Annotated in this window: 17 protein-coding genes; 13 read left to right on the forward strand and 4 right to left on the reverse strand. The window is 61.5% G+C overall.

Annotation, left to right across the window (positions count from 1 at the left end; all coding sequences use genetic code 11):
* Positions 1-115: 115 nt before the first annotated feature.
* Positions 116-2068 (reverse strand): TonB-dependent receptor domain-containing protein, encoded by a 1953-nt coding sequence (locus ACB034_RS09490; RefSeq protein WP_371172689.1) that lies wholly within the window; start codon positions 2066-2068, stop codon positions 116-118.
* A gap of 258 nt (positions 2069-2326) precedes the next feature.
* Here ACB034_RS09490 and ACB034_RS09495 point away from each other — a divergent pair, with 258 nt between their 5' ends.
* The 11 genes from ACB034_RS09495 (at position 2327) to ACB034_RS09545 (ending at position 15885) form a co-directional block, all read left to right on the forward strand.
* Complete coding sequence (locus tag ACB034_RS09495; protein WP_371172690.1) at positions 2327-3475, forward strand: isochorismate synthase MenF; 1149 nt, start codon at positions 2327-2329, stop codon at positions 3473-3475.
* Positions 3472-5121: a (2,3-dihydroxybenzoyl)adenylate synthase gene (locus ACB034_RS09500; protein ID WP_371172691.1), complete on the forward strand. Its 1650-nt coding sequence runs from the start codon at positions 3472-3474 to the stop codon at positions 5119-5121. The genes ACB034_RS09495 and ACB034_RS09500 overlap by 4 nt, the downstream gene beginning before the upstream one ends.
* Positions 5118-6008, forward strand: a complete 891-nt coding sequence (locus tag ACB034_RS09505; protein ID WP_371172692.1) for an isochorismatase family protein — start codon at positions 5118-5120, stop codon at positions 6006-6008. The genes ACB034_RS09500 and ACB034_RS09505 overlap by 4 nt, the downstream gene beginning before the upstream one ends.
* Positions 6005-6757 carry a 2,3-dihydro-2,3-dihydroxybenzoate dehydrogenase gene (gene dhbA / locus ACB034_RS09510; RefSeq protein ID WP_371172693.1) on the forward strand — a complete coding sequence of 251 codons (753 nt, stop codon included), beginning with the start codon at positions 6005-6007 and terminating at the stop codon, positions 6755-6757. Before ACB034_RS09505 ends, dhbA begins: the two co-directional genes overlap by 4 nt.
* A 125-nt stretch (positions 6758-6882) precedes the next feature.
* Positions 6883-10827, forward strand: a complete 3945-nt coding sequence (locus ACB034_RS09515; RefSeq protein ID WP_371172694.1) for an amino acid adenylation domain-containing protein — start codon at positions 6883-6885, stop codon at positions 10825-10827.
* On the forward strand, positions 10824-11681 hold the full coding sequence (locus ACB034_RS09520; protein ID WP_371172695.1) for a hypothetical protein: 858 nt from the start codon (positions 10824-10826) through the stop codon (positions 11679-11681). Before ACB034_RS09515 ends, ACB034_RS09520 begins: the two co-directional genes overlap by 4 nt.
* A gap of 235 nt (positions 11682-11916) precedes the next feature.
* Complete coding sequence (gene pdhA / locus ACB034_RS09525; protein ID WP_371172696.1) at positions 11917-13005, forward strand: pyruvate dehydrogenase (acetyl-transferring) E1 component subunit alpha; 1089 nt, start codon at positions 11917-11919, stop codon at positions 13003-13005.
* Complete coding sequence (locus tag ACB034_RS09530; RefSeq protein ID WP_124239729.1) at positions 12998-13981, forward strand: alpha-ketoacid dehydrogenase subunit beta; 984 nt, start codon at positions 12998-13000, stop codon at positions 13979-13981. The genes pdhA and ACB034_RS09530 overlap by 8 nt, the downstream gene beginning before the upstream one ends.
* Positions 13978-15078: a dihydrolipoamide acetyltransferase family protein gene (locus ACB034_RS09535; protein ID WP_371172697.1), complete on the forward strand. Its 1101-nt coding sequence runs from the start codon at positions 13978-13980 to the stop codon at positions 15076-15078. Before ACB034_RS09530 ends, ACB034_RS09535 begins: the two co-directional genes overlap by 4 nt.
* 206 nt (positions 15079-15284) lie before the next feature.
* Positions 15285-15494: a cold-shock protein gene (locus tag ACB034_RS09540; protein ID WP_005302803.1), complete on the forward strand. Its 210-nt coding sequence runs from the start codon at positions 15285-15287 to the stop codon at positions 15492-15494.
* A 91-nt stretch (positions 15495-15585) separates the two neighbouring features.
* A complete protein-coding gene (locus tag ACB034_RS09545; protein ID WP_371172698.1) occupies positions 15586-15885 on the forward strand; it encodes a hypothetical protein in 300 nt (99 codons plus the stop codon).
* On the opposite strand, the gene ACB034_RS09550 is transcribed toward ACB034_RS09545, so the two are convergent.
* Positions 15872-16120, reverse strand: a complete 249-nt coding sequence (locus ACB034_RS09550; protein WP_026457400.1) for a TIGR02647 family protein — start codon at positions 16118-16120, stop codon at positions 15872-15874. The genes ACB034_RS09545 and ACB034_RS09550 overlap by 14 nt on opposite strands.
* Positions 16121-16366: 246 nt before the next feature.
* On the opposite strand from ACB034_RS09550, the gene ACB034_RS09555 reads away from it, so the two are divergent.
* Both ACB034_RS09555 and ACB034_RS09560 read left to right on the forward strand, forming a co-directional pair.
* Positions 16367-16921 (forward strand): hypothetical protein, encoded by a 555-nt coding sequence (locus ACB034_RS09555; RefSeq protein ID WP_042025422.1) that lies wholly within the window; start codon positions 16367-16369, stop codon positions 16919-16921.
* A 153-nt stretch (positions 16922-17074) separates the two neighbouring features.
* A complete protein-coding gene (locus ACB034_RS09560; protein WP_026457402.1) occupies positions 17075-17467 on the forward strand; it encodes a DUF2750 domain-containing protein in 393 nt (130 codons plus the stop codon).
* An 87-nt stretch (positions 17468-17554) separates the two neighbouring features.
* On the opposite strand, the gene ACB034_RS09565 is transcribed toward ACB034_RS09560, so the two are convergent.
* Together ACB034_RS09565 and ACB034_RS09570 are read right to left on the reverse strand one after the other, a co-directional pair.
* The gene (locus ACB034_RS09565) at positions 17555-19405 is read right to left on the reverse strand and encodes an extracellular solute-binding protein (RefSeq protein WP_371172699.1); all 1851 of its coding nucleotides are present in this window, start codon (positions 19403-19405) and stop codon (positions 17555-17557) included.
* Between the two features lie 128 nt (positions 19406-19533).
* Entirely contained in the window at positions 19534-20427 is an 894-nt protein-coding gene (locus ACB034_RS09570; protein ID WP_371172700.1) for an EamA family transporter, read from the reverse strand.
* Positions 20428-20442: the final 15 nt, after the last annotated feature.

Genomic DNA, 20442 nt, shown 5'->3' on the forward strand with positions numbered 1-20442 from the left:
GGAAGATCCTCGAACAGAGTGAAAATCAGCATGCTCATTGCTATCCAGTGGGACTTGTCCCTTGTTGTCGTAAATTGCGGCACGGGAAGGTTCCCGTGCCGCGTGGAGGGCCGGATCAGAAACGGGCCGAGCCGCTGATGTAATAGCTGCGGCCCGGTTCCACGTTTTGGAAGAGAGCATCTTTCTCTTGCAGACGGACATCGGTCAGGTTGGTGATGCCGACTCGCAGATCAAAGTTGTTGGTTACCTTGAAGCCGGTGCCAAGATCGAACGTCTGGTAGCTGGGTAACTTATGCAACACAGTGGCCTTGTTGACGGTCTGCTCCGCAAACTGGGTGCCCGTGTAGGTCGTGCCTACGAAGGCATTCACCCGCTCGGTGGCTTGCCAGGTGAGCCTGGCGTTGGCCTTGTGCTCCGGGCGCTCGGGCAGGGGCTGACCTTGCTCCCCTTCCGCCTTGAGGTAGGTGTAGTTGGCATTGAGGCTGAGATCCTCGAACAGATCGAGGCGACCGGTCAGCTCCAGTCCCTTGGTCGTGGCCTTATCCAGGTTGTACCAGGTACGGTCTTTGGAGTTGGGTATCTGCTTGAAGGTCAGCATGTCTTCTATGTCGGAGTAGAAGAGGGTGGCGCTGGTTTCCCAGATGCCTTCTCCTGCGATGATCCCCAGCTCGTAGTTGGTGCTGGTCTCGGGTTTGACCTTGTCGCTGCCGTAGATGAGGCAGCTGCCACCGCAGCTCTCGATGCTGTAACCCTTGGAGTATTGATGCGGAGCCGGCGCCTTGAAGGCCTGGCTGACGCCGCCCTTGACGGTCACCAGGTCGCTCAGCTCATAGACCAGATAACCGCGCGGCGTGAAGTGGCCGCCATAGATCTCGTGGTGATCGTAACGCCCCCCCAGGGTCAAGGTCAGGTTATCGGTCAGGCCGATCTCGTCCTGGGCAAACAGCGCCTCCTGGGCGTGACTCTCCCTGCCGCCGATATCCTTGTAGCTCACCGTATCCACCAGCTCCCGGTCGAGATATTCACCGCCGAAGGTCAGATAGTGATTGGCCAGCATCAGATTGGTGTAACCCTTGAGAGTCAGGGTGTTCTCCTCCAGCTCGCGCTGCTGGGGGGCTGAGTAGCTGGTGTTGAAGTCGTCGATCCGGGAGCTTTCGTAATTGGCCATGACGGTGGTGTCACCCCAGCTCCAGTTCCCCTTGTGAGTCAGGCCAAACAGATTGCGGTCGTTCTGCTGCTGGCGACTGTGCACCTTGTTGCCTGTTTTGCGGAAAATGTCGAGGGGCCGTTCGTCCTGGTTGTAGAGATAGTCGAGTTCGAAGCGTTGTTGCTCATCCACCAGCCAGCTCAGGGTGGACGCGAAGTTGCGCGTCTGTTTGGCTTCGATGAGGGGAATGCCGTCGGTTGCCTCTGTGGGTGTCCAGGCCTGGCGATCATAGACTTCGCCGTTCATCCGGATCAGCAGGTTGTCGGTGAGCGGGCCGGTAAAGCCCAGGTTGGTTCTGTGCTGCTCGCCGCCATCCTTGCCTTCTATGGCCTTGAAGTCGGCATCCGCCGCCCCCTGCCACTGCGTGCCTGGCTGCTTGGTGATGATGTTGATGACACCGCCGATGGCGTCGGAACCGTAGAGCGCTGACATGGGGCCGCGGATCACCTCGACCCGCTCGATCATGCCAAGGGGAACCGGAGTGTTGTCGAAGTTGCCGCCGCGCCACAGGGCATTGGAGGAGGAGAGGCGTTTGCCATCCACCAGTACGAGCGTGTATTTGCCCGACATGCCGCGAATGCCGATATCGCTGCGGCCATTGGTATCGGTTTCGGCCTGGATACCCACCTCGTGACGCAGCAGATCCGAGAGATCGTTGATCGGTGCCGCCTTAATCTGTTCGGCGGTGATGACAGAGATGGAAGCCGGTGCCGAGCGGGTGTTGTGTGCCGTGGTGGTGACGGTGATCACCTCGTCGGCTTGGGGCGTGCTATTGGCGGCTGTGGCTTGCTGGGTCAGCAAGGCCACTATGGTGGTGGCCAGTAGCGTGGGAGTGACAAAACGGGAGGCTGAGGATTTCATTATTTATATTTTCCATAATATTCAAATGATAAGCATTATCAAATTGCTTTTGCCTCGTTCGCAACTCTTTTTTTAGCTTTCTTTCAAAGATTCATACGCTCCCCTTTTTGACAGAAAAGAAGTTAATGATATTGATTATCATTTGTATTGATCCAGATTTTGCTCCTTGCTAGGATGCCGCTCACCTTGTTGCCAAGCGAGTCGAATGACGGGCTTGTCAGCATCAGGCAGAGATTCATTCCAAGGAGTAGCACCCTCATGTGTGACTATGTACAGGAAGAAGAGTGGCCCGCCACTGCGGCTGATCTGGACAGAGCCTGCTGTTTTGCCAGTGGTGAGCGGGTACTGCTCACCTCGGGCATTCACGACAGCTTCACTGGCATCGCACCGGGTCAGTTGCTGAGCCATTTGCGTCAATTGCGCCGACAGGGCATGACCAATCCCATCGCGATCGGCGCCATCCCCTTCGACACCCGAGCCCCCTGGCATCTGGTGATCCCGGAACAGTGGCAATGGATTGCACGGGAGCGCCTGTTGCCCAGCTGCCACTGCCAGCTGCACGGTAAGGTGTGTGAGGTGACCGATGCGGCTCACTATCAGGGGGCAGTGCGAGAGGCCCTGCAGCAGTTCAGCGAAGGCCAGCTTGAGAAGATAGTGCTTTCGCGAGCCATTGATGTGCAGAGCGCGCAGCGTACTGCCCCTTCGCAAGCCTATGGCAGCCTGCTGGCCCAGAATCCCGGGGCCTATGTGTTTCAGGTTCCGCTTCCCGAGGGGGAGACACTGCTGGGCGCGAGTCCAGAGTTGCTGATCTCGCGCAATGACATGACTGTGGTGAGCAACCCGTTGGCAGGCTCCCGTCCCCGCCACGCCTTTTGCGAACAACAGGCAGCCTGCGCCGATCTGCTGCAGGCACGCAAGGATCGCTATGAGCATGCGCTGGTGGCCGATGCGGTCGCAGCCGCGCTATCTCCCTTCTGTCGCGAACTCGAGGTGCCGGTTGAGCCGCAGGTGATCGCCACGCCCACCATGTGGCACCTCTCGACCCGGATCGAGGGGCGGTTGCGCGAGCCATCTACCGCGCTGGAGTTGGCATTGGCGCTCCATCCCACTCCGGCAGTATGTGGTACTCCCCAGGAGGAAGCCCGCCAGGCCATCGCCCGGCTGGAAGGATATGATCGTCACTTCTACAGTGGCGCAGTGGGGTGGATGGATGCCGATGGCAATGGCGAGTGGGTGGTCACTATTCGCTGCGGCATGCTGGCCGGAAAGACGTTGCGTCTCTATGCCGGCGCCGGGGTGGTGGTAGGTTCCTCGCCCGAGGCGGAGTGGCAGGAGACGGCCGCCAAACTCGGCACCATGCTGCGTGCCTTTGGCCTCGAGCGCCGTGAGCCGGAGGTGGCTGCATGAAGCCGCTGGTCTCCTTTACTCCCTGGCCCGCAGAACGCGCAGCCCACTATCGGGCGCAGGGGTGGTGGCGCGGTCAGCCGCTTACCGCCCTACTGGATGAGTCTGCAGAACGTTATCCCGATCGCACAGCCCTCATCTGCGGCGAGCGTATCCTGAGTTATGGCCAGCTGCGTCGTGAGGTCGATGCATTGGCGGTGCGGCTGGCCGCCCGCGGGCTCGGTCACGGCGATACCGCGCTGGTGCAATTGCCCAACTGCGCCGAATTCTATATCTGCTGGTTTGCCTTGATCCGCTGTGGCGTGGTGGCGGTACATGCCCTCTTCAGCCATCAGCGGCGCGAGCTGGTCGCCTTTGCTAGCCAGATTGATCCCTCGCTGCTGGTACTGAGCCCTGCTCATCCGGGTTTTGCGGGAGAGGCGGGCAGCCTGGCGGCCCTTGAGGCGCTGGCGCAGCCATCCTGCCAGATGCTGCTCTTCGAGCCTGTAGATGGGGAGGCGTCAGCACAAGGGTTTGCATGGCGTGAGCCGGACCCTGTTTCTGTTGCAGATCATCCGGCATCTGTTGCAATGGCGCACCCTGTGCCGACCCCGGCCGATCAGGTTGCCTTTTTCCAGCTATCCGGTGGCAGCACAGGCACTCCCAAGCTGATCCCCCGTACTCACGACGATTACGGCTACAGCGTGCGCCAGAGCGTGGCGGTCTGCGGCTGGGACGAGCGGGTCATTTATCTCTGTGCCCTGCCTGCCCCTCATAACTTTTCCCTGAGTTCTCCCGGATCGCTCGGCGTTTTTCATGTCGGCGGCTGTGTGGTGATGGCGCCGGAGCCTTCACCGGCAACCTGTCTGCCACTGGTACAGCGTCACAAGGTCAACTGGGCCGCGCTGGTACCCCCCGCCCTTGCGCTCTGGCTGGAGACGGCCAGCCATTATCCGCAAACGTCCCTTGAGTGGGTGCAGGTGGGGGGCGCGCGCCTGAGTCCTGCGCATGCCGAAGCGGTGGAAAGCCGTCTGGGTTGTCGCTTGCAGCAGGTATTCGGCATGGCGGAGGGGCTGGTCAACTACACCCGCGCCGAGGATGACCACTGGCATCTCGTCAACACCCAGGGACGTCCGATGAGCCCGGGAGACGAGGTGGAGGTGCGTGACAGCAACGGGCGCACCTTGCCCGATGGCGAGTGCGGTGAGCTGTGGACGCGCGGCCCCTACACCTTCCGTGGTTACTACAAGGCCGAGGCCCACAATCTGCGGGCCTTCGATCGGGATGGCTTCTACTGCACCGGCGATCTGGTATGCCGCTTGCCCGGCGGCCATTTGATGGTGGTCGGCCGCAACAAGGATCAGATCAACCGGGGTGGGGAGAAGATCGACGCCCTTGAGATAGAGGAGCTGCTGCTCACTCATCCCGACGTGCGGCAGTCGGCGCTGGTGGCCATGCCCGATCCGCTGCTGGGGGAGCGCAGTTGTGCCTTTCTGATGAGCCGTGAGTCCCTCGATTTGCCCCGTTTGCGTCGTTTCCTGCGAGAGCAGGGGGTGGCGGACTACAAGTTGCCAGATCGCCTGGTACTGGTGGATGAACTGCCCCAGACCCCGGTCGGCAAGATAGACAAACAGACGCTGCGCGAGCAGCTTGCCAAGGAGTGTGCATGACCATTCAAGCCCTTGATGCCTACCCGCTGCCCACCGCAGAAGAGCTGCCCGCCGCACGGGTCAACTGGCCCTTCGAACCGGGTCGCGCCGTGCTGCTGATCCACGACATGCAGCGTTACTTTGTCGACTTCTATGGGCCGGATAACCCGCTTATCAACCAGGTCGTCGAAAATATCGTGCTCCTGAGCCGCCAGGCCCGGGCCCTCGGCATGCCGGTGGTCTATACCGCCCAGCCCGCCGAGCAGAGTCCGGCTGATCGCGCCCTGCTCAGCGACATGTGGGGGCCGGGTTTGACCCGCTCGCCGGAACGCCAGCCCATTGTCGCGGCGCTGACGCCACAGCCGCAGGATACTGTGCTGACCAAGTGGCGCTACAGTGCTTTTTGCCGCTCCCCCCTTGCTGATCTGATGGCTGGATGGGGGCGGGATCAGCTGGTGATCTGCGGTATCTACGGTCACATCGGGGTGATGCAGACGGCGGTCGATGCTTTCATGCGCGACATACGCCCCTTCCTTGTGGCCGACGCCATCGCCGACTTCTCCCGTGAGGATCATCTGCTGGCTCTCTCTTATGTCAGCCGCAATGCCGGTCGGGTGCTCACGGTGGCAGAGGTGCTGGAGGCAGCAAACGCTGTTCCGCTTAGCCGTGCGCTGTTGCAGGCGCAGGTATTGGCCCGTTTGCCAGCAGAGATGCAGCAGACGCTGCCGGCAGAGGATGAGAACCTGCTCGACTACGGCCTCGATTCCCTGGCGGTGATGGGGTTGGTGGAGGAGTGGCGCCAGCGGGGCCTGGAGGTTGAACTCGCCGAACTTGCCTGTCAACCGACGCTGGCCCACTGGTGGTCGCTGCTCTCCCGTCACGCCGGACAGCCGGAGTGCACCCCATGAGCGAATGGCAAGGCAAAATCGTCTGGGTAACCGGCGCGGCGCAGGGAATAGGCCATGCCGTGGCGCGCACCTTTGCCGAGGCGGGGGCGAGCGTGGTGGTGCTCGATCTTCAGCTGGCCGAGGCGCTGCCCGGCAATGTGAAGGGGGTGGTGATCGATGTGAGCGACAGCGAGGCCATCGCCCGCTGCTGCGAGCAGTTGCTCGAAGAGGGGCTGGGGCCCGATGTGCTGGTCAATGTTGCCGGCGTGCTGGCCACCGGCAGGCTCGACGAAGTGGATGACGTCCTGCTGGCGCGCACCTTTGCCGTCAACACCTTTGCCCCCTTCTACCTGATGCGGGCTCTGGCCCCCTGGTTTCGCACGCGACGAGGCGGTGCCATCGTCAATGTCTCCTCCAATGCAGCCAAGGTGCCGCGAGCGGGGATGGGGGTCTATGGTGCCTCCAAGGCTGCACTGACCAGCCTCACTCTGACGGCGGGGCTTGAGCTCGCCCCCTACGGAGTGCGTTGCAATCTGGTGTCGCCGGGGTCGACCCAGACGCCGATGTTGTGGGGCATGTGGCAGGACGGGGAGGGGGAGCGGAGAACCATCGCCGGGCTCCCCGAACAGTTCAAGCTGGGGATCCCCCTTGGCAAGCTGGCCACACCGGCCGACGTGGCGGCCTGCGTTCTCTTTCTCGCCTCCGATGCTGCCAGCCATATCACCCTGCAGGATCTGGTAGTCGATGGCGGTGCCACTCTGGGCGTCTAGCCCCGCATCTTCAGATGTCGCGGGCATCGCCCTTTTCTTACATTGAGGAGGCTCTGCTTCCTCGCTTTTCAAGCGTTCGGGGAGGCGAAAACGCTCCCCGGTCGATGTTGCGCAAGGATATTCCCATGGAACAGACAATGGCGATGCGTGCCCCGCACCAGGGCGGGGACAAGCCGCGCTGGCCACTCACCACGGCGCAGGCGGGCATCTGGTTTGCCCAGCAAAAGTACCCGGAGAGTCCGGCTTGCAACACGGGAGAGTACTGGCTGCTGGAGGGGGCGCTCGCCCCTCATCACTTCATCCGGGCGGTGCGTCAGACGCTCGATGAGATCCCCGGTCTGCACTGCGCCTTTGTGGCAACGGGGGAGGGCCCCTTCATGGAGGCCAACCCCGCCTGTTGGCAGATGGCAGAGCGGGATCTGCGCCGTGAGGCCGAGCCGCTCGCAGCCGCGCTGGCAGAGATGGAAACCCTGTTGGCGACCCCCTTCAATCTGGCCGAGGGCCCGCTCTTTGCCACCTCCCTCTACCGCCTTGCCGACCGGCAGTGGGCCTGGTTTATCGCGGTGCACCATATCACCATCGACGGTTTTGGCCTGCGCCTGATCTGCCAACGGGTGGCGCTTTGGTACGAAGAGCTCTGCCGCGGGTGTCTGCCAGCCCCATGCGGTTATGCCACCCAGACCGAGCTGCTGGCCGAAGAGGCTGATTATCAGGCATCCCCCCGTGCCGCGCGGGATCTCGACTTCTTCGTGCAGCAGTTGGCTGGCGTGGAGAGCCCGGCGTCGCTCTCCCGTCGTCCGGTGCAGGGGCCGGGATACATCCATCGCCTCGAGCAGCGTTTGGCTGGCCGACTGTGGCAGGCTCTGGTGGCGCGAGCTGGCTGCTCTTCCTGCCATCCATACAGCCTCTTGCTGGCGGCGGTAGCCAGCTATGTACACCGGATGAGCGGCGCTGGCGAGGTAGTGTTGGGGATCCCCTTGATGGGGCGGCTGGGCTCACAGGCTGCCGATACCCCCTGCATGAAGGTCAATGTGCTGCCCCTTCACATCGAGGTGACAGGGGCAAGCCGGGTTGGCGAGCTGCTGGCGCAGGTAGAGCGGCAATTTGCCGCCCTGCGTCGCCATCAGGGTTGTCGTCAGGAGCATTTGCAGCAGCGTCAACCCGGGCTGCCGCTCTTTGGCCCTCAGGTCAACCTGATGCCCTTTACCCGCACCCTGACTTTTGGCGAGGTACGCGGGGAGGTACGGGTACTGGCGGCGGGGCCGGTGGAAGAGTGCGCCTTTTACTTTGCCGAGGAAGCAGGCGACGTCACCCTGACCCTTGAGACCCATCAGGGGCGCTTCAGCCGTCAGGAGAGTGAGCGCCATCTGGCCCGTCTGGTGGCCTATCTGGCGGCCTGGAGTGATGCCGGTGATGACATTGAGGTCGTGCGTCTGCCGCTGCTGCTGGCCTGTGAGCAGGCTGAATTGGCACGCTGGAACGAGACCAGCCATCCGTTACCATCCACCACGCTGAGCACCCTGCTAGGCGAGGGGTTGGCCGCGGCCAACCCCGCCGCCATCGCCCTTGAATGTAGTGAGGAGCGCTGGTCAGTGGCCGAGCTGCGCCAGCGCACTCGCCAGCTGGCCAGCTATCTGGTGGGGAGGGGGATAGGTCCCGGTTGCCGGGTGGCGGTGGTGATCTCCCGCTCGCCCGAGCTCATCTTGGCCCAGCAGGCCATCATGGCGGTGGGGGCCGTCTATGTGCCGGTTGACCCAGACTATCCGGCAGAGCGGATCGGCTACATTCTGGCGAGCAGCGAACCTGCGCTGTTATTGACTTGCCGAGCCCTGGCCATGTCGGTGGCGCCCGACATACCTGCCGTCTGCCTTGATGCACCGGAGGTGGCGAAGACGCTGGCGGCGGTGGCTCCTTGCACCTTGCCGGCCCCCAAACCGGAAGATGCCGCCTACATTATCTACACCTCGGGTTCGACCGGCCGCCCCAAGGGGGTGGTGGTGAGCCACGCCGCCATCGTCAACCGACTGCTCTGGATGCAACATATGTATCCCATCAGTCCAGCGGATCGAGTGCTGCAAAAGACGCCGGCCGGTTTTGATGTCTCCATCTGGGAGTTCTTCTGGCCTGTTATGACGGGGGCGCGGTTGGTGCTCGCCAAACCGGGCGGCCACAAGGATCCCGCCTATCTTGCCGCGCTTATCGAACAGTCTGGGATCACCACTTTGCACTTCGTTCCCTCCATGTTGCAGATCTTCGTCGGTCAGGCCGAGCCCAAGCGTTGCCGCACCTTGCGCCAGGTCTTCTGCTCCGGCGAGGCGCTGCCGGCCGATCTGGTGCAGCGCTGGTATGGCGCTTTTGCCGCGCCCCTGCACAACCTCTATGGCCCGACCGAGGCGGCAGTGGATGTCACCTGGTACCCTTGCCGTGCGGATGAGGAGGTGACCAGCGTGCCCATCGGCTATCCGGTCTGGAATACCTGTATCCATATTCTCGATCCCTGGCTGCAGCCAGTGCCACCCGGTGTAGCGGGAGAGCTCTGGATAGGGGGCGTACAGGTGGCAGAAGGCTATTTCGGACAGCCCGAGCTTACCGCCGAGCGCTTTATTGCCAACCCCTTCGGGGCGGGGCGCCTCTATCGAAGCGGCGATCTGGCCTCCTGGCGCGAGGATGGCGCCATCGAGTATCTGGGGCGCCTCGATTTTCAGGTGAAGATCCGCGGTCAGCGCATCGAGCTGGAGGAGATTGAGCTGGTGTTGCTGCAACATCCCCGCGTGGCACAGGCAGTGGTACTGGCCCCCGAGTTTGCCCAAGGCGATCGCCGGCTGGTGGCCTATGTGGTGCCCTCTGATGGCGTCGAGCTGACTCTAGCCGAGCTGACGCCTGCGCTCAGTGCCGCGCTACCCGACTACATGGTGCCGGGGCTGCTGGTGACTCTGGCCGAGCTGCCGCTCACTCCCAACGGCAAGCTGGATCGCAAGGCATTGCCGCTGCCAGATCTTGCTACCGCAGTTGGCCAGCAGTTGCCGCGAACCCTGCTGGAGGAGCGGCTCTGCCGTCTCTTTGCCGAGGTGCTGGGGCTGGTGCGGGTCGGCGCCGGGGATAACTTCTTTGCTCTCGGCGGCCACTCTCTGCTGGCGGCGCAACTGGTGGTACGCATTGAAGAGGCGCTCGGCCAGACGCTTTCCCTGGCCAGCCTGTTCGAAACACCTAGCCCCGCTCAGTTGGCACGGCATCTTGGCGGCGAGCGAGAAGGGATGCCAATGCTGTTGCCACTCAGGGGGCGCAGGGAGGAGGCGGGGCTATCCGGTCCAACTCTTTTCTGTGTCCATCCCGCCGGTGGCCTTGGCTGGTGTTATGCCTCGCTGGTGGCCCATCTGCCTACCAGCATGGCGGTCTATGCCCTGCAGGCCCGGGCCCTCTGCCAGCCTGATGCTCCTTTGCCCGTCACATTCGATGAGCTGGCGCTTGACTATGTGACCGAGCTGCGCCGCCATCAGAGCGAGGGGCCTTACTGGCTGCTTGGCTGGTCGATAGGTGGCATGCTGGTTCACAGGATGGCGGCCATGTTGCAAGAGCAGGGGCAGGAGGTGGCCATGGTGTTGCTGCTCGATGCCTATCCCTGTCACCAGTGGCACACCCAGCCGCTGCCCGACGAGCAGCACATGCTCGATGCTCTGCTGCGGATGGGAGGCATTGCCGTGTCGGACGCGGCGCTGGGTTCCCTCACTCGTGAAGAGGTGGTTGCCCGGTTGGGGGAGGAAGGAAGTGCGCTGGCCATGCTCGATGAGCAAGTGGTGAGCGCCATGATCGGGCTGATTGACCACAATAACCGGCTGATCCGCCAGCCTGTCGACTATTGCTATCACGGAGAGGTGATCTTTATCGAGGCGGTGGGCTCCCGTCAGCCCTGGCTGGATGGCCGTGGCTGGGAGACCCTGACGCGAGGGACGATCCACTATCAGCACTTCCCGTGTCTGCATCAGGAGATGGTGCATCCTGACTGGCTGGCGAAGATAGGTGAGCTTGTCTGCAAGCGCCTTCAGGCCGCAGAGCGGGAGGTGCAGTCGTGACCCCGGTCGCAGCCATCAGGGAAGCGCTGCTGGCAGGCAAGCTGGTGGGGCTTGGGGAGCCGCACTGGCACCCCGCATTTATCAGGCGCCAGCACGCCTGGCTTTGCGATCCGATGCTCTGGGGGGTGATGACGGATCTGGTGCTTGAGTGCGGCAACCGCCGCCATCAGGGTTTGCTAGACGCCTGGCTGGCGGGGGCAGATGGCTGGCAGGGAGAGCCACTCACGCTGGAGAGGCTCTATCCGGTCTGGCTGGACTCCAGCGCTTTCACCGCCTGGATGCCCCCCGAGTTTCCAGCCCTCTTTGCTGCCTTGCGCCAGAGCAATCTGGCGCGTCCTGCGCAACTGAGGTTGCGGGTTCATCTGTGCGAGCCGCCATTTGAGTGGCAGGAGCTGACTCCCGAGGCGTGGCAATATCACAACAGGGGGCGGGATCAGGCGATAGCCGACTGTATTGCCGGGTTGCCCGAGCGCGGTGTGGTGGTGCTGGCGGGAGCGCGCCATCTGCTCAAAGCGGCGGGCGATCCCCATTTCTCGCAGCCAAGCCTTGGTCAGTTGCTGGAGATGGTCAATCCGGGGCGATTGCATGTGCTTTACCCCTGGCTCACTTCCGCTCCGATGGGGGAGGGCGTCAGTGGGGTGGACGGGCTTACTACGGCCGAGATCTTTCCTCACTGGCAGGTCCAGCTCCCCCTCGACTCACTTATCGATCAACGGGTCTGGGTCGCAGGCGCCGAACGGCAGATACAGACTTGTCCGATCCTGCAGACAGAACCCTGGCGAAGCAGGTTGCGTGCCCGGGTTCCCTTGTTGCCTCCGAGAATGGCCAGCCAGCTGATACGCTGGCTGGATTGATACCAGGGAGTTCGACTCCCTTTTGGGTGTATTGGCGTTCTGTATCAGCTCCTGAAAACCTGCACCATTTACGGCATCACGCTACCTCTTTCGACGAAAATTCAATTTATTTGCTATTTCAAAGAAGTTTCTACTGGTCTTACCTGGCTGATTCCCTTTGCTTTTTCATTAACATGATATTTACATTTGAGGTGTCACCACTCCCGGTGGCGTTCTCAACGGCAAGGAGCCAGTTATGACCCATGTCGACATCCCTTTCCTTCGTTACCTCGATGCGGAAGGGGGCCAGGTTGCTAACCTGCCGACCTGGCTGGACAAGGTGATACTGCACACCTTCTACCGCAACATGGTGATGGTGCGCAGCTATGACAAGAAAGCGATCGCGCTGCAGCGAACCGGCAAGCTCGGCACATTCCCCTCCCATCTCGGGGCGGAGGCGGTCGGCGTCGGCATTGGTCTTGCCATGCAGCCGCAGGATGTCTATGTGCCCTACTACCGGGATATGCCCACCCTCTACGTGCGGGGCGTGCCCATGGAGAAGAACCTGCAGTATTGGGGAGGGGATGAGAGGGGCAGCTATTTTCTCAAGGCTGACGGCACTCCCTCGGAGGATCTGCCGATCTGCGTACCTATCGCCACCCAGATCACCCATGCCTGCGGCATTGCCGCCGCGTTCAAGCTGCGCAACCAGCCCAGGGTTGCCGTGGTCACCATCGGCGATGGTGGCACCTCCAAGGGGGACTTTCTGGAGGGGCTCAACTGCGCCGGCGTCTGGCATCTGCCCATGGTCATCATCATCAACAACAATCAGTGGGCCATCTCGGTGCCCCGCAAGTTGCAGTCGAGCGCCCCGACCCTGGCCCAGAAAGGGATCGGGGCCGGAGTGCGCAGCCTGCAGGTCGATGGCAACGATGTGGTCGCTGTCTACGATGCCGCCCGCAGTGCCATCGAGCGGGCTCGCACCGGCAAGGGGCCGACCCTGATCGAGGCGGTGAGCTATCGCCTCGGGGATCACACCACCGCCGACGATGCCACCCGCTATCGTGACGGGGCTGAAGTTGAGGCCGCCTGGGCCCGCGAGCCGGTCAAACGGCTGCGGCAGTTCATGCACAGCCAAGGGTGGTGGGATGAACAGCAGGAGCAGGCGCTGCTGGCCGAGGCGAGCCAGGAGGTGGAGCAGGCAGTGGCACGTTACGAGGCGATGCAACCCCAACCACCGGAGGCACTGCTTGATTATCACTACGCCGAACTGCCAGCCGAGCTGCTGCCCCAGCGCGAGCGGATCATAGCCAAGGGGATGAAGTGGGAGGCTGGCCATGAGTGAGATGAGTCTGCTGGAAGCGGTCAATATGGCCCTTCACTACGAGATGGAACATGATCCCGACGTGGTGGTGCTGGGGGAGGATGTGGGGGTCAATGGCGGGGTGTTTCGCGCCACCGTGGGCCTTCGCGACAAGTTCGGTTTCAAGCGGGTGATAGATACGCCGCTGGCCGAGGGGCTGATCGCCGGGGTGGCGGTCGGCATGGCGACCCAGGGGCTCAAGCCGGTGGCCGAGTTCCAGTTTCAGGGATTTATCTTCCCCGGCATGGAGCAGATCATCTGCCAGGCAGCCCGGATGCGCAATCGCACGCGCGGCCGCCTCTCCTGTCCCATCGTTTACCGCTCCCCCTATGGAGCCGGCATCCACTCGCCCGAGCACCACAGCGAGAGCGTCGAGGCGCTGTTTGCCCATATTCCGGGGCTGCGGGTGGTGATCCCCTCCAGCCCGCGGCGCGCCTATGGTTTGCTGCTATCGGCCATCCGCGATCCGGATCCCGTGATGTTCTTCGAACCCGATCGCATCTATCGCTCCATGAAATCCGACGTGGTGGATGATGGCATCGGTCTGCCGCTGGACGTCTGTTTTACCCTGAGGCCCGGGCGAGATATCACGATCGTTGCCTGGGGTGCCTGCATTCAGGAGGTGATGCGGGCGGCGAACCTGCTGGCCGAGCAGGATATCCAGTGCGAGGTACTGGATCTGGCTACCATCAAGCCGCTGGACATGGAGACTATCCTGGCTTCGGTGCGCAAGACCGGCCGCCTGCTGGTGGTGCACGAGGCGTGTGGCAGTTTTGGCGTGGGCGCCGAGATTGTGGCGCGAGCGACCGAGCAGGCATTGACCTCTCTCAAGGCGCCACCAAAGCGCCTGACCGGGGTGGATGCGGCCGTGCCCTACTATCGCAACGAAGAGTATTACCTCATCACCGAGCAGGATATCGCGGATGCGGCTCACCAGCTGATGGAGAACTGGTCATGAAATTTTTCAAATTACCGGATCTGGGCGAAGGACTGGCCGAGGCCGAGATTGTTGAGTGGAAGGTGAAGGTCGGCGATACCGTGGCGGTCGATCAGGTGTTGCTCTCGGTCGAAACGGCCAAGGCGCTGGTGGACGTGCCTTCACCGGTGGCGGGGGTGATCGCCCGCCTGTGCGGCGAGGAGGGGGATATCCTCCATATCGGCGCCCCGCTGGTGGAATTTGAAGGGGGCGAGGATGACGGCACAGTAGTGGGCAAGGTGAGCGCCCATCAGCATCATATCGAGGATCACTTCGTGGTGGGGGCCGTTGCGCCCGGCGGCACTCTGGTGCGGGCCATGCCTGCGGTGCGCCTGCTGGCCCAGAAATTGGGGCTGGATATCGAGCGACTCAAGGGGAGCGGCAATGCCGGCATGGTGACCGAGCAGGATGTGCAGGCGGCCTTCGAAGCGATGCAGGGCAGTGGCAACGAATTTCTCAAGGGATCGCGCCGGGCCATGGCCAAGGCGATGGAGATCTCCCATCAGACGGTGGTGCCGGTCAGCATCACCGACGAGGTGGATTTGCGTCACTGGCGAGCCGATGAAGACGTGACGGTACGTCTCATCAAGGCCATCGGCGTGGCCTGTCGTGCAGAGCCCTCCATGAACGCCTGGTTCGATGGCGAGACCCTGTCAAGGCGGCTGTTCAACGAGGTCAATGTGGCCATTGCGGTGGATTCCAGACATGGGCTCTATGTGCCCGTGATGGAGAACGTCGCCGAGCGGGAAGGGGTCGATATCCGCCAAGGGCTGGATCGGATGATAACCGACGTGAAGGCACGTGCTGTGCCACGCGAGATGTTGCAGGGGGCGACCATCACGCTGACCAACTTTGGCGCCATCGCGGGTCGCTACGCCAGCCCCATAGTGACGCCGCCCCAGGTGGCCATCATAGGGGCCGGGAAATTGTTCGAAAAAGTGGTCTTCATTCACGGGGAGGCCAGGCCGGTTCGGGCACTGCCTTTGTCGATGACGTTTGACCACAGAGCCTGCACCGGTGGCGAGGCGGCACGCTTCCTCAAAACCCTGGTACAAGCACTGGAAGCGCCGAGTCTGTAAACGATTGTGCCCTGCTCCCGCAGGGCACAAATTTGTTTGCGTAATCTACAAAGCCACGTATAATCCTATCCAGCTTGAAAGGGCGATAGTTATGTCAATGAATTTGATGTTTTACATCTTTTCCTGTTGTTCATAAGTTAATCCCGTTTTTTGAGCTTTACCCGCTGAAAAGCATAAGTAATTATTTTGAATACAGGTTTAAAGATATGTCTAACATGATCACCGGTACCGTTAAGTTTTTCAACGAAACCAAAGGTTTTGGCTTCATCCAGCAAGAAAACGGCCCGGACGTTTTCGTTCACTTCAGCGCCATTCAAGGTAACGGTTTCCGTACCCTGGCTGAAGGTCAGCGCGTACAGTTCTCTGTGACCCAAGGTCAAAAAGGCCCGCAGGCTGAGAACGTAACTGCTCTGTAATCTTACAGAATTTAAGAAAGCCGTGGTGCCTCAGGTACCACGGCTTTTTGTTTATCTGGAGCCCGTCAGGGCTCAGGACGCGGGTTGAATCATGCTGTTGCCACTGCTGATCCTTGCTACCTCCATGTCGACACCGGAAGTGCCGGTGCAAGCTGCCATGCAGGCACAAAGTGTCTGCCGGCAATTCGTGGCGGTGCGCTTGGGCAGTGATCGCCAGCCTGACGAGATACAGGCCCAGCCTCTACCTGGTAAGGAAGGGGAGTGGCTGGTGGACGGCAAAGTAAAAGGACCCGAAGGTCCTTTGCTGTTTGCCTGTCACCTGCATCAGGGACGGCATTGGAAATTGCTGAATTTTTCGCTCTGGGCACCGCAACCCGTCAAACAGGCTTGAGTGCGACCAGCAGGTGCTGCAGATGCTCCACCATGGTCATGCCAAACGGGGTGAGATAGCCGCCATCTTCCGCGCTGATGAGTCCCTGCTGATGCAGGCGAGCCGCCGCCTGGCACAGCTCCTCTGACATATCGCTGCGCAACTTGATCCCCAGGCTCATGTTGGCTGGATCAAAGCAAGCCAGTATCTTCAACTGGTTTATTACGTCATCCGAAATCTGATCGATACCAATCATGGATCCACTCCTTACGCTAAAGATGTAAGCAAACTAGCATCCCTGTCGCCACTTTAGTGGGCGCTGGCTCAAATTATTGCGCTTTGCAGGGGGCGTATGGGGTGAATGCTGTTTTTTTGGTCGTTATCAAGTACTTGGCGTTCGGTTTATCGAAAGGTTTGGGTCGTACAAACATGATAGGATAGGTCACTCCTTTTATATCGAACGGTCCGTCGGCGACTGTTCGCTCGGTTCAAGGTATCGTCCATGGTCAAGATCACTCTGGTATCCCTGCTGCATTCGCTCTCTGCCCGTTTTCCCGTCTATCAGACGTCATTGCTGACATCCTTCCTGGACTCCTGCCAGGGGGAGGTATGGCTGCCCGCTCGCAAGGGGAGCGATGTCGCCCAGCTGCGCAAGCACGCCAAAGGGGCGTCGGCCGGTGAGCTGGCCTCCCTCGATGCGGGCTGGTGCGACTTTGCCACCGGCGCTAGTGGGGCCACGGCAGAGCTCGATGCCCTGGCCAACTATGATGCCGAGATGATGGACAACCTCCTGATGTATTGGCACAGCGCCGCCAAGATCAACAGTCCCATCACCGACAACCTGTTCGAACTGCGCCGCGAGGTGGTGGATGAAGCCCATGGCACCAAGCTGGCGCAGGCCTGGCAACAGCAGCAGCAACAGCGTTTCGAGCAGCTGATGGCCGCGGCGGCCAGTGGCCGTGATCAGCTTTGCTTTGTTGAGGTCGAATCCGCCTACTGGCTGCGCCAGAAGCTGAGCGAAGTGGCGGAGATCGAGCTGGTTACCCCCGAACTTTGACGAAATATCCTGGTAGGAGCCGCTATGTGGCGTGCTTCTGCCCTATTCTTGTGGGCGCCCCAACCCCTCATTCGGTGCCGGGGGCGGCGAGCTGGACAAGCTGACCACAAGATGTGAACATGGCGCCCTTTTATCGAGAGAGAGACTTGGCCGATGAGTTATGAACTGAGCGACACCGAGCGCAATGCCGCGCTGCAACTGAATGCCGACTACCGATACGATCACTTCATCAGCAAGCTGGTCGAGCATGAAGAGCTCTACGTGCTGACCGATGAGCACGGCGTCATGATGCTGACCACCGACGATGAAGACTGCATCCCGGTATGGCCGCATCCCGAGTACGCCAAGGCGTGGGCCGAAGGCGAGTGGGCCGACTGCAAGCCACAGTCCATCACCCTGAAGGTGTGGCTGGAGCGCTGGATCGACGGCATGGAGCAGGACGAGCTGTGTGTCGCCGTGTTCCCGACTCCGGATCAGGAAGGTATCGTGCTGGAGCCGGCCGACGTGGCCGACGCCATCGCCCAGAAGCAGGCCAAGCGCGGCTAAGCGACGGCGACCTGTTCCCGCAACCGGTCAGTTGCAATAACAAGACCCCGCCAATGAGCGGGGTCTTTTGTTGGGGGATAGGGGCGTTCAAGGCTGCAGGTAGGTTTTGTCTATTCGCACGACCGGGGGGAAAGTCTGGCCACGCTTGATGGCCGCCTTCGTCTCGGTTTTCAGGGCCTCGTCAATCCACAGCAGACCGCCGTAACTGTAGCCACTGTTGCCTCCATCGAGGGGCCAGTAGAGCAGTTCGCTCTTGGGCGTGGCGGGCACCTTGGGCAGCTTTATCCAGCGCCAGGCCCCTTCCCGGGTATAGGGCACCTGATAGGCTGGCACGAAGCTGGCCAGCTCATAGAGCCGCTGCTGGATCTGCCGTGACAGTGCCGCTTTTTTGGCGAAGTCGAACTCCTTGTCGTACTGTTCCACCAGGGTCGAGATTGCGTCATCATCTATGTTCATGATGTTGTTGGTCTGGGGCTTGTTGGCGTTGACCTTGTGGAAAAACTCCCAATACGCAGGATAACGGCCACCGCTCCAGGCCATCCAGGCACTCTGGTGTTTCTTCTCCAGCATGGATTTGAAGCCGGCCGAGGCATCCATCAGGTTGAGCTCGAGATTGAGTCCCGCCTTTTTCGCCTCTTCGCGCAGCAGGGTCAGGCGCTGGGCATGTTCCGCCGTAGTGTAGGTGATGGTCAGGGTCAGCGGTTGTCCCTTGTCATCCTGCAAGATCCCGTTTGGCCCCGCCTTGCTGAAGCCAGCCTTGGCAAAGTATTCCCGGGCGAGTTTGGGGTCGAAGGGGCGCGCCTTGATCTCGGTATTGGTAAAATCCCCCTGGCCCGAGCCGTAACTGTTGAGACGCTGATAATCTCCCCGCAGCAGGGTGCTGAGCATCTTGTCGAGGTTGAGGGCGTACTGGATGCCGAGCCGCACGTTGAGATCTCGCAGCAAGGGATCCGCCGTGTTGAGGTAGAGCCCCATGGGAGATTGCGGGGTCTGGTTATAGAACCAGGTCCGCTCGATATAGCCCTTCTCGAACTCGGGAACCTTGGTCTTGTCGTGCCACCAGTTGGGCATGGTCAGGCCAAAGGTGTCGAGATCGCCGCGCAGAAAGTGCTGCCAGGCGATGTTCTGATCCCGCAGTACCTTGATCTCGATCCTGTCCGGGTTGAAGCGATACTGAAAGTAGCGCTCCTCATCTCCCCACCAATCCTTGACCCGCTCCAGGGTGATGGACTTGCCCTTTTTCACCTCGCCGATCCGGTAGGCGCCGGTGACCGGCAAGACCTTCCAGTTGTACTCCTTGACCCAGTTGGCGGTGAGCTTGATGGCGTGGCTCGGTACCGGGGTGAAGGGCAGGGAGTCCAGCAAATCTTGCCGGCTCTTCTCGCTGCCGCTGGTGATGGCCAGGGTATGATCATCAAATTTGGTGACGTCGGTTATCTGGGTGCTGTAGTAGTTGTTGTACCAGGGGTCGTTGATTTCCTTGCTGCGCAGCATCTTGAGGGCGAACAGCCAGTCATCGGCGGTGACCGGCTTGCCGTCCGACCAGCGCGCCTTGGGGTTGATGCGAAAATAGAGGGTCTTGTTGTCGGGTCCGAAGGCCCACTCATTGGCCAGCAGCGGCATGGGATTGCCGGTCAGCGGATGGGTACCGAGCAGAGGTAGGTTGGTCTCCCTGACATAGCCGGCAAAGCCGCCATTGGAGTCGGGCCCGTAGACGCGCAGGGTGAGCGGGAAACTGGTCATGAAAGTGTGGAAGGTGCCGCCCCGTTTGGCCGCCGGATCCCCATAGACGGGATCCGTGTTGTTGCTCTCCCACGTGAGATCGGCCGGCAGGGCGGCGCTCCAGCCAATCTGGCTCCAGCACAGGGTCAGGGTGATGGCGGTGGCGCGGATCAGATAGGGGAAGGCTCGCCCCCCGGCGGCGATGGTCGATGGCATATCCTTGCTCTCCTGTTGGCTGCATCCTGCAGATCACTCATGGGTGACACCACTCCCGATGGGGATTGGGCCATCATGGAAATTTTCCCCGAGCGGGTCAATGGTCAGAGGCAAATAACGCGAAGCAATCAAGGGGTTGGCTGTGGCCTCAACCAGCGCAGCCGTCCCCCCAGCAGGTGCACCACGAAGCCGAGCAGCACCAGGGCCGAGCCCAGCCACTGCAAGGGGGTGGGGTGTTCGTCCAGCAACAGGGCCGCCGCCACCATGCCGACGCAGGGCACCAGCAGGGAGAGGGGAGCCACCTGCGCCACCGGGTAGCGCATCAGCAGCCGCCCCCACAGGCCGTAGCCGAGCCAGGTGGCGATCAGCGAGAGGTAAAGCACGCAGAGTACTCCCTGCCAGCTGATGTGTTGCAGGCTGCTCGTGATGCGTTCGGGCTCCTCGAACAACCAGGAGAGGGCGAGAAACGGCACAATGGGCACCAGGCCACCCCAGGCGATGAGGCTCGGCAGGGCGGCTTGATAGCGCAGACCAATCTGGCGATTGATCACGTTGCCAAGGCCCCAGCAGGCTGCGGCGCAGAGGGTCAGGGCAAAGCCGAGCAGGGTCAGGTTACCCGCCCCCTGGGTCGCGATAAGGTAGAGCCCGGCACCTGCCAGCGGCAGGGCAACCCAGTGGTGGGGTTGCCAGCGCTCCCCCAGCCAGAACATGGCAAACAACAGGGTGAAGAGCACCTGGGATTGCAGCACCAGGGAGGCCATGCCCGCCGGCATGCCGAATTTCATGGCGCAAAACAGGAAGGCAAACTGGCCCAGGCTGATGGTGCCGCCATAGGCGAGCAACCAGCGCCAGGGGAGAGCGGGTCTTGGTACCAGCAAGATGGCGGGGAAGACGACGCCGATAAAGCGCAGCGCCCCCAGCAGCAGTGGCGGGATCCCCTCCAGCCCCCACTTGATCACCACGAAGTTGAGCCCCCAGCAGAGGATGACCAGGGCGGCCAGACATTTATCCTTGATGTGCATCTTGGGTCCTTGTGC

The sequence above is a fragment of the Aeromonas sp. S18(2024) genome (genome assembly GCF_041402525.1).
GTDB lineage: Bacteria > Pseudomonadota > Gammaproteobacteria > Enterobacterales > Aeromonadaceae > Aeromonas > Aeromonas enteropelogenes.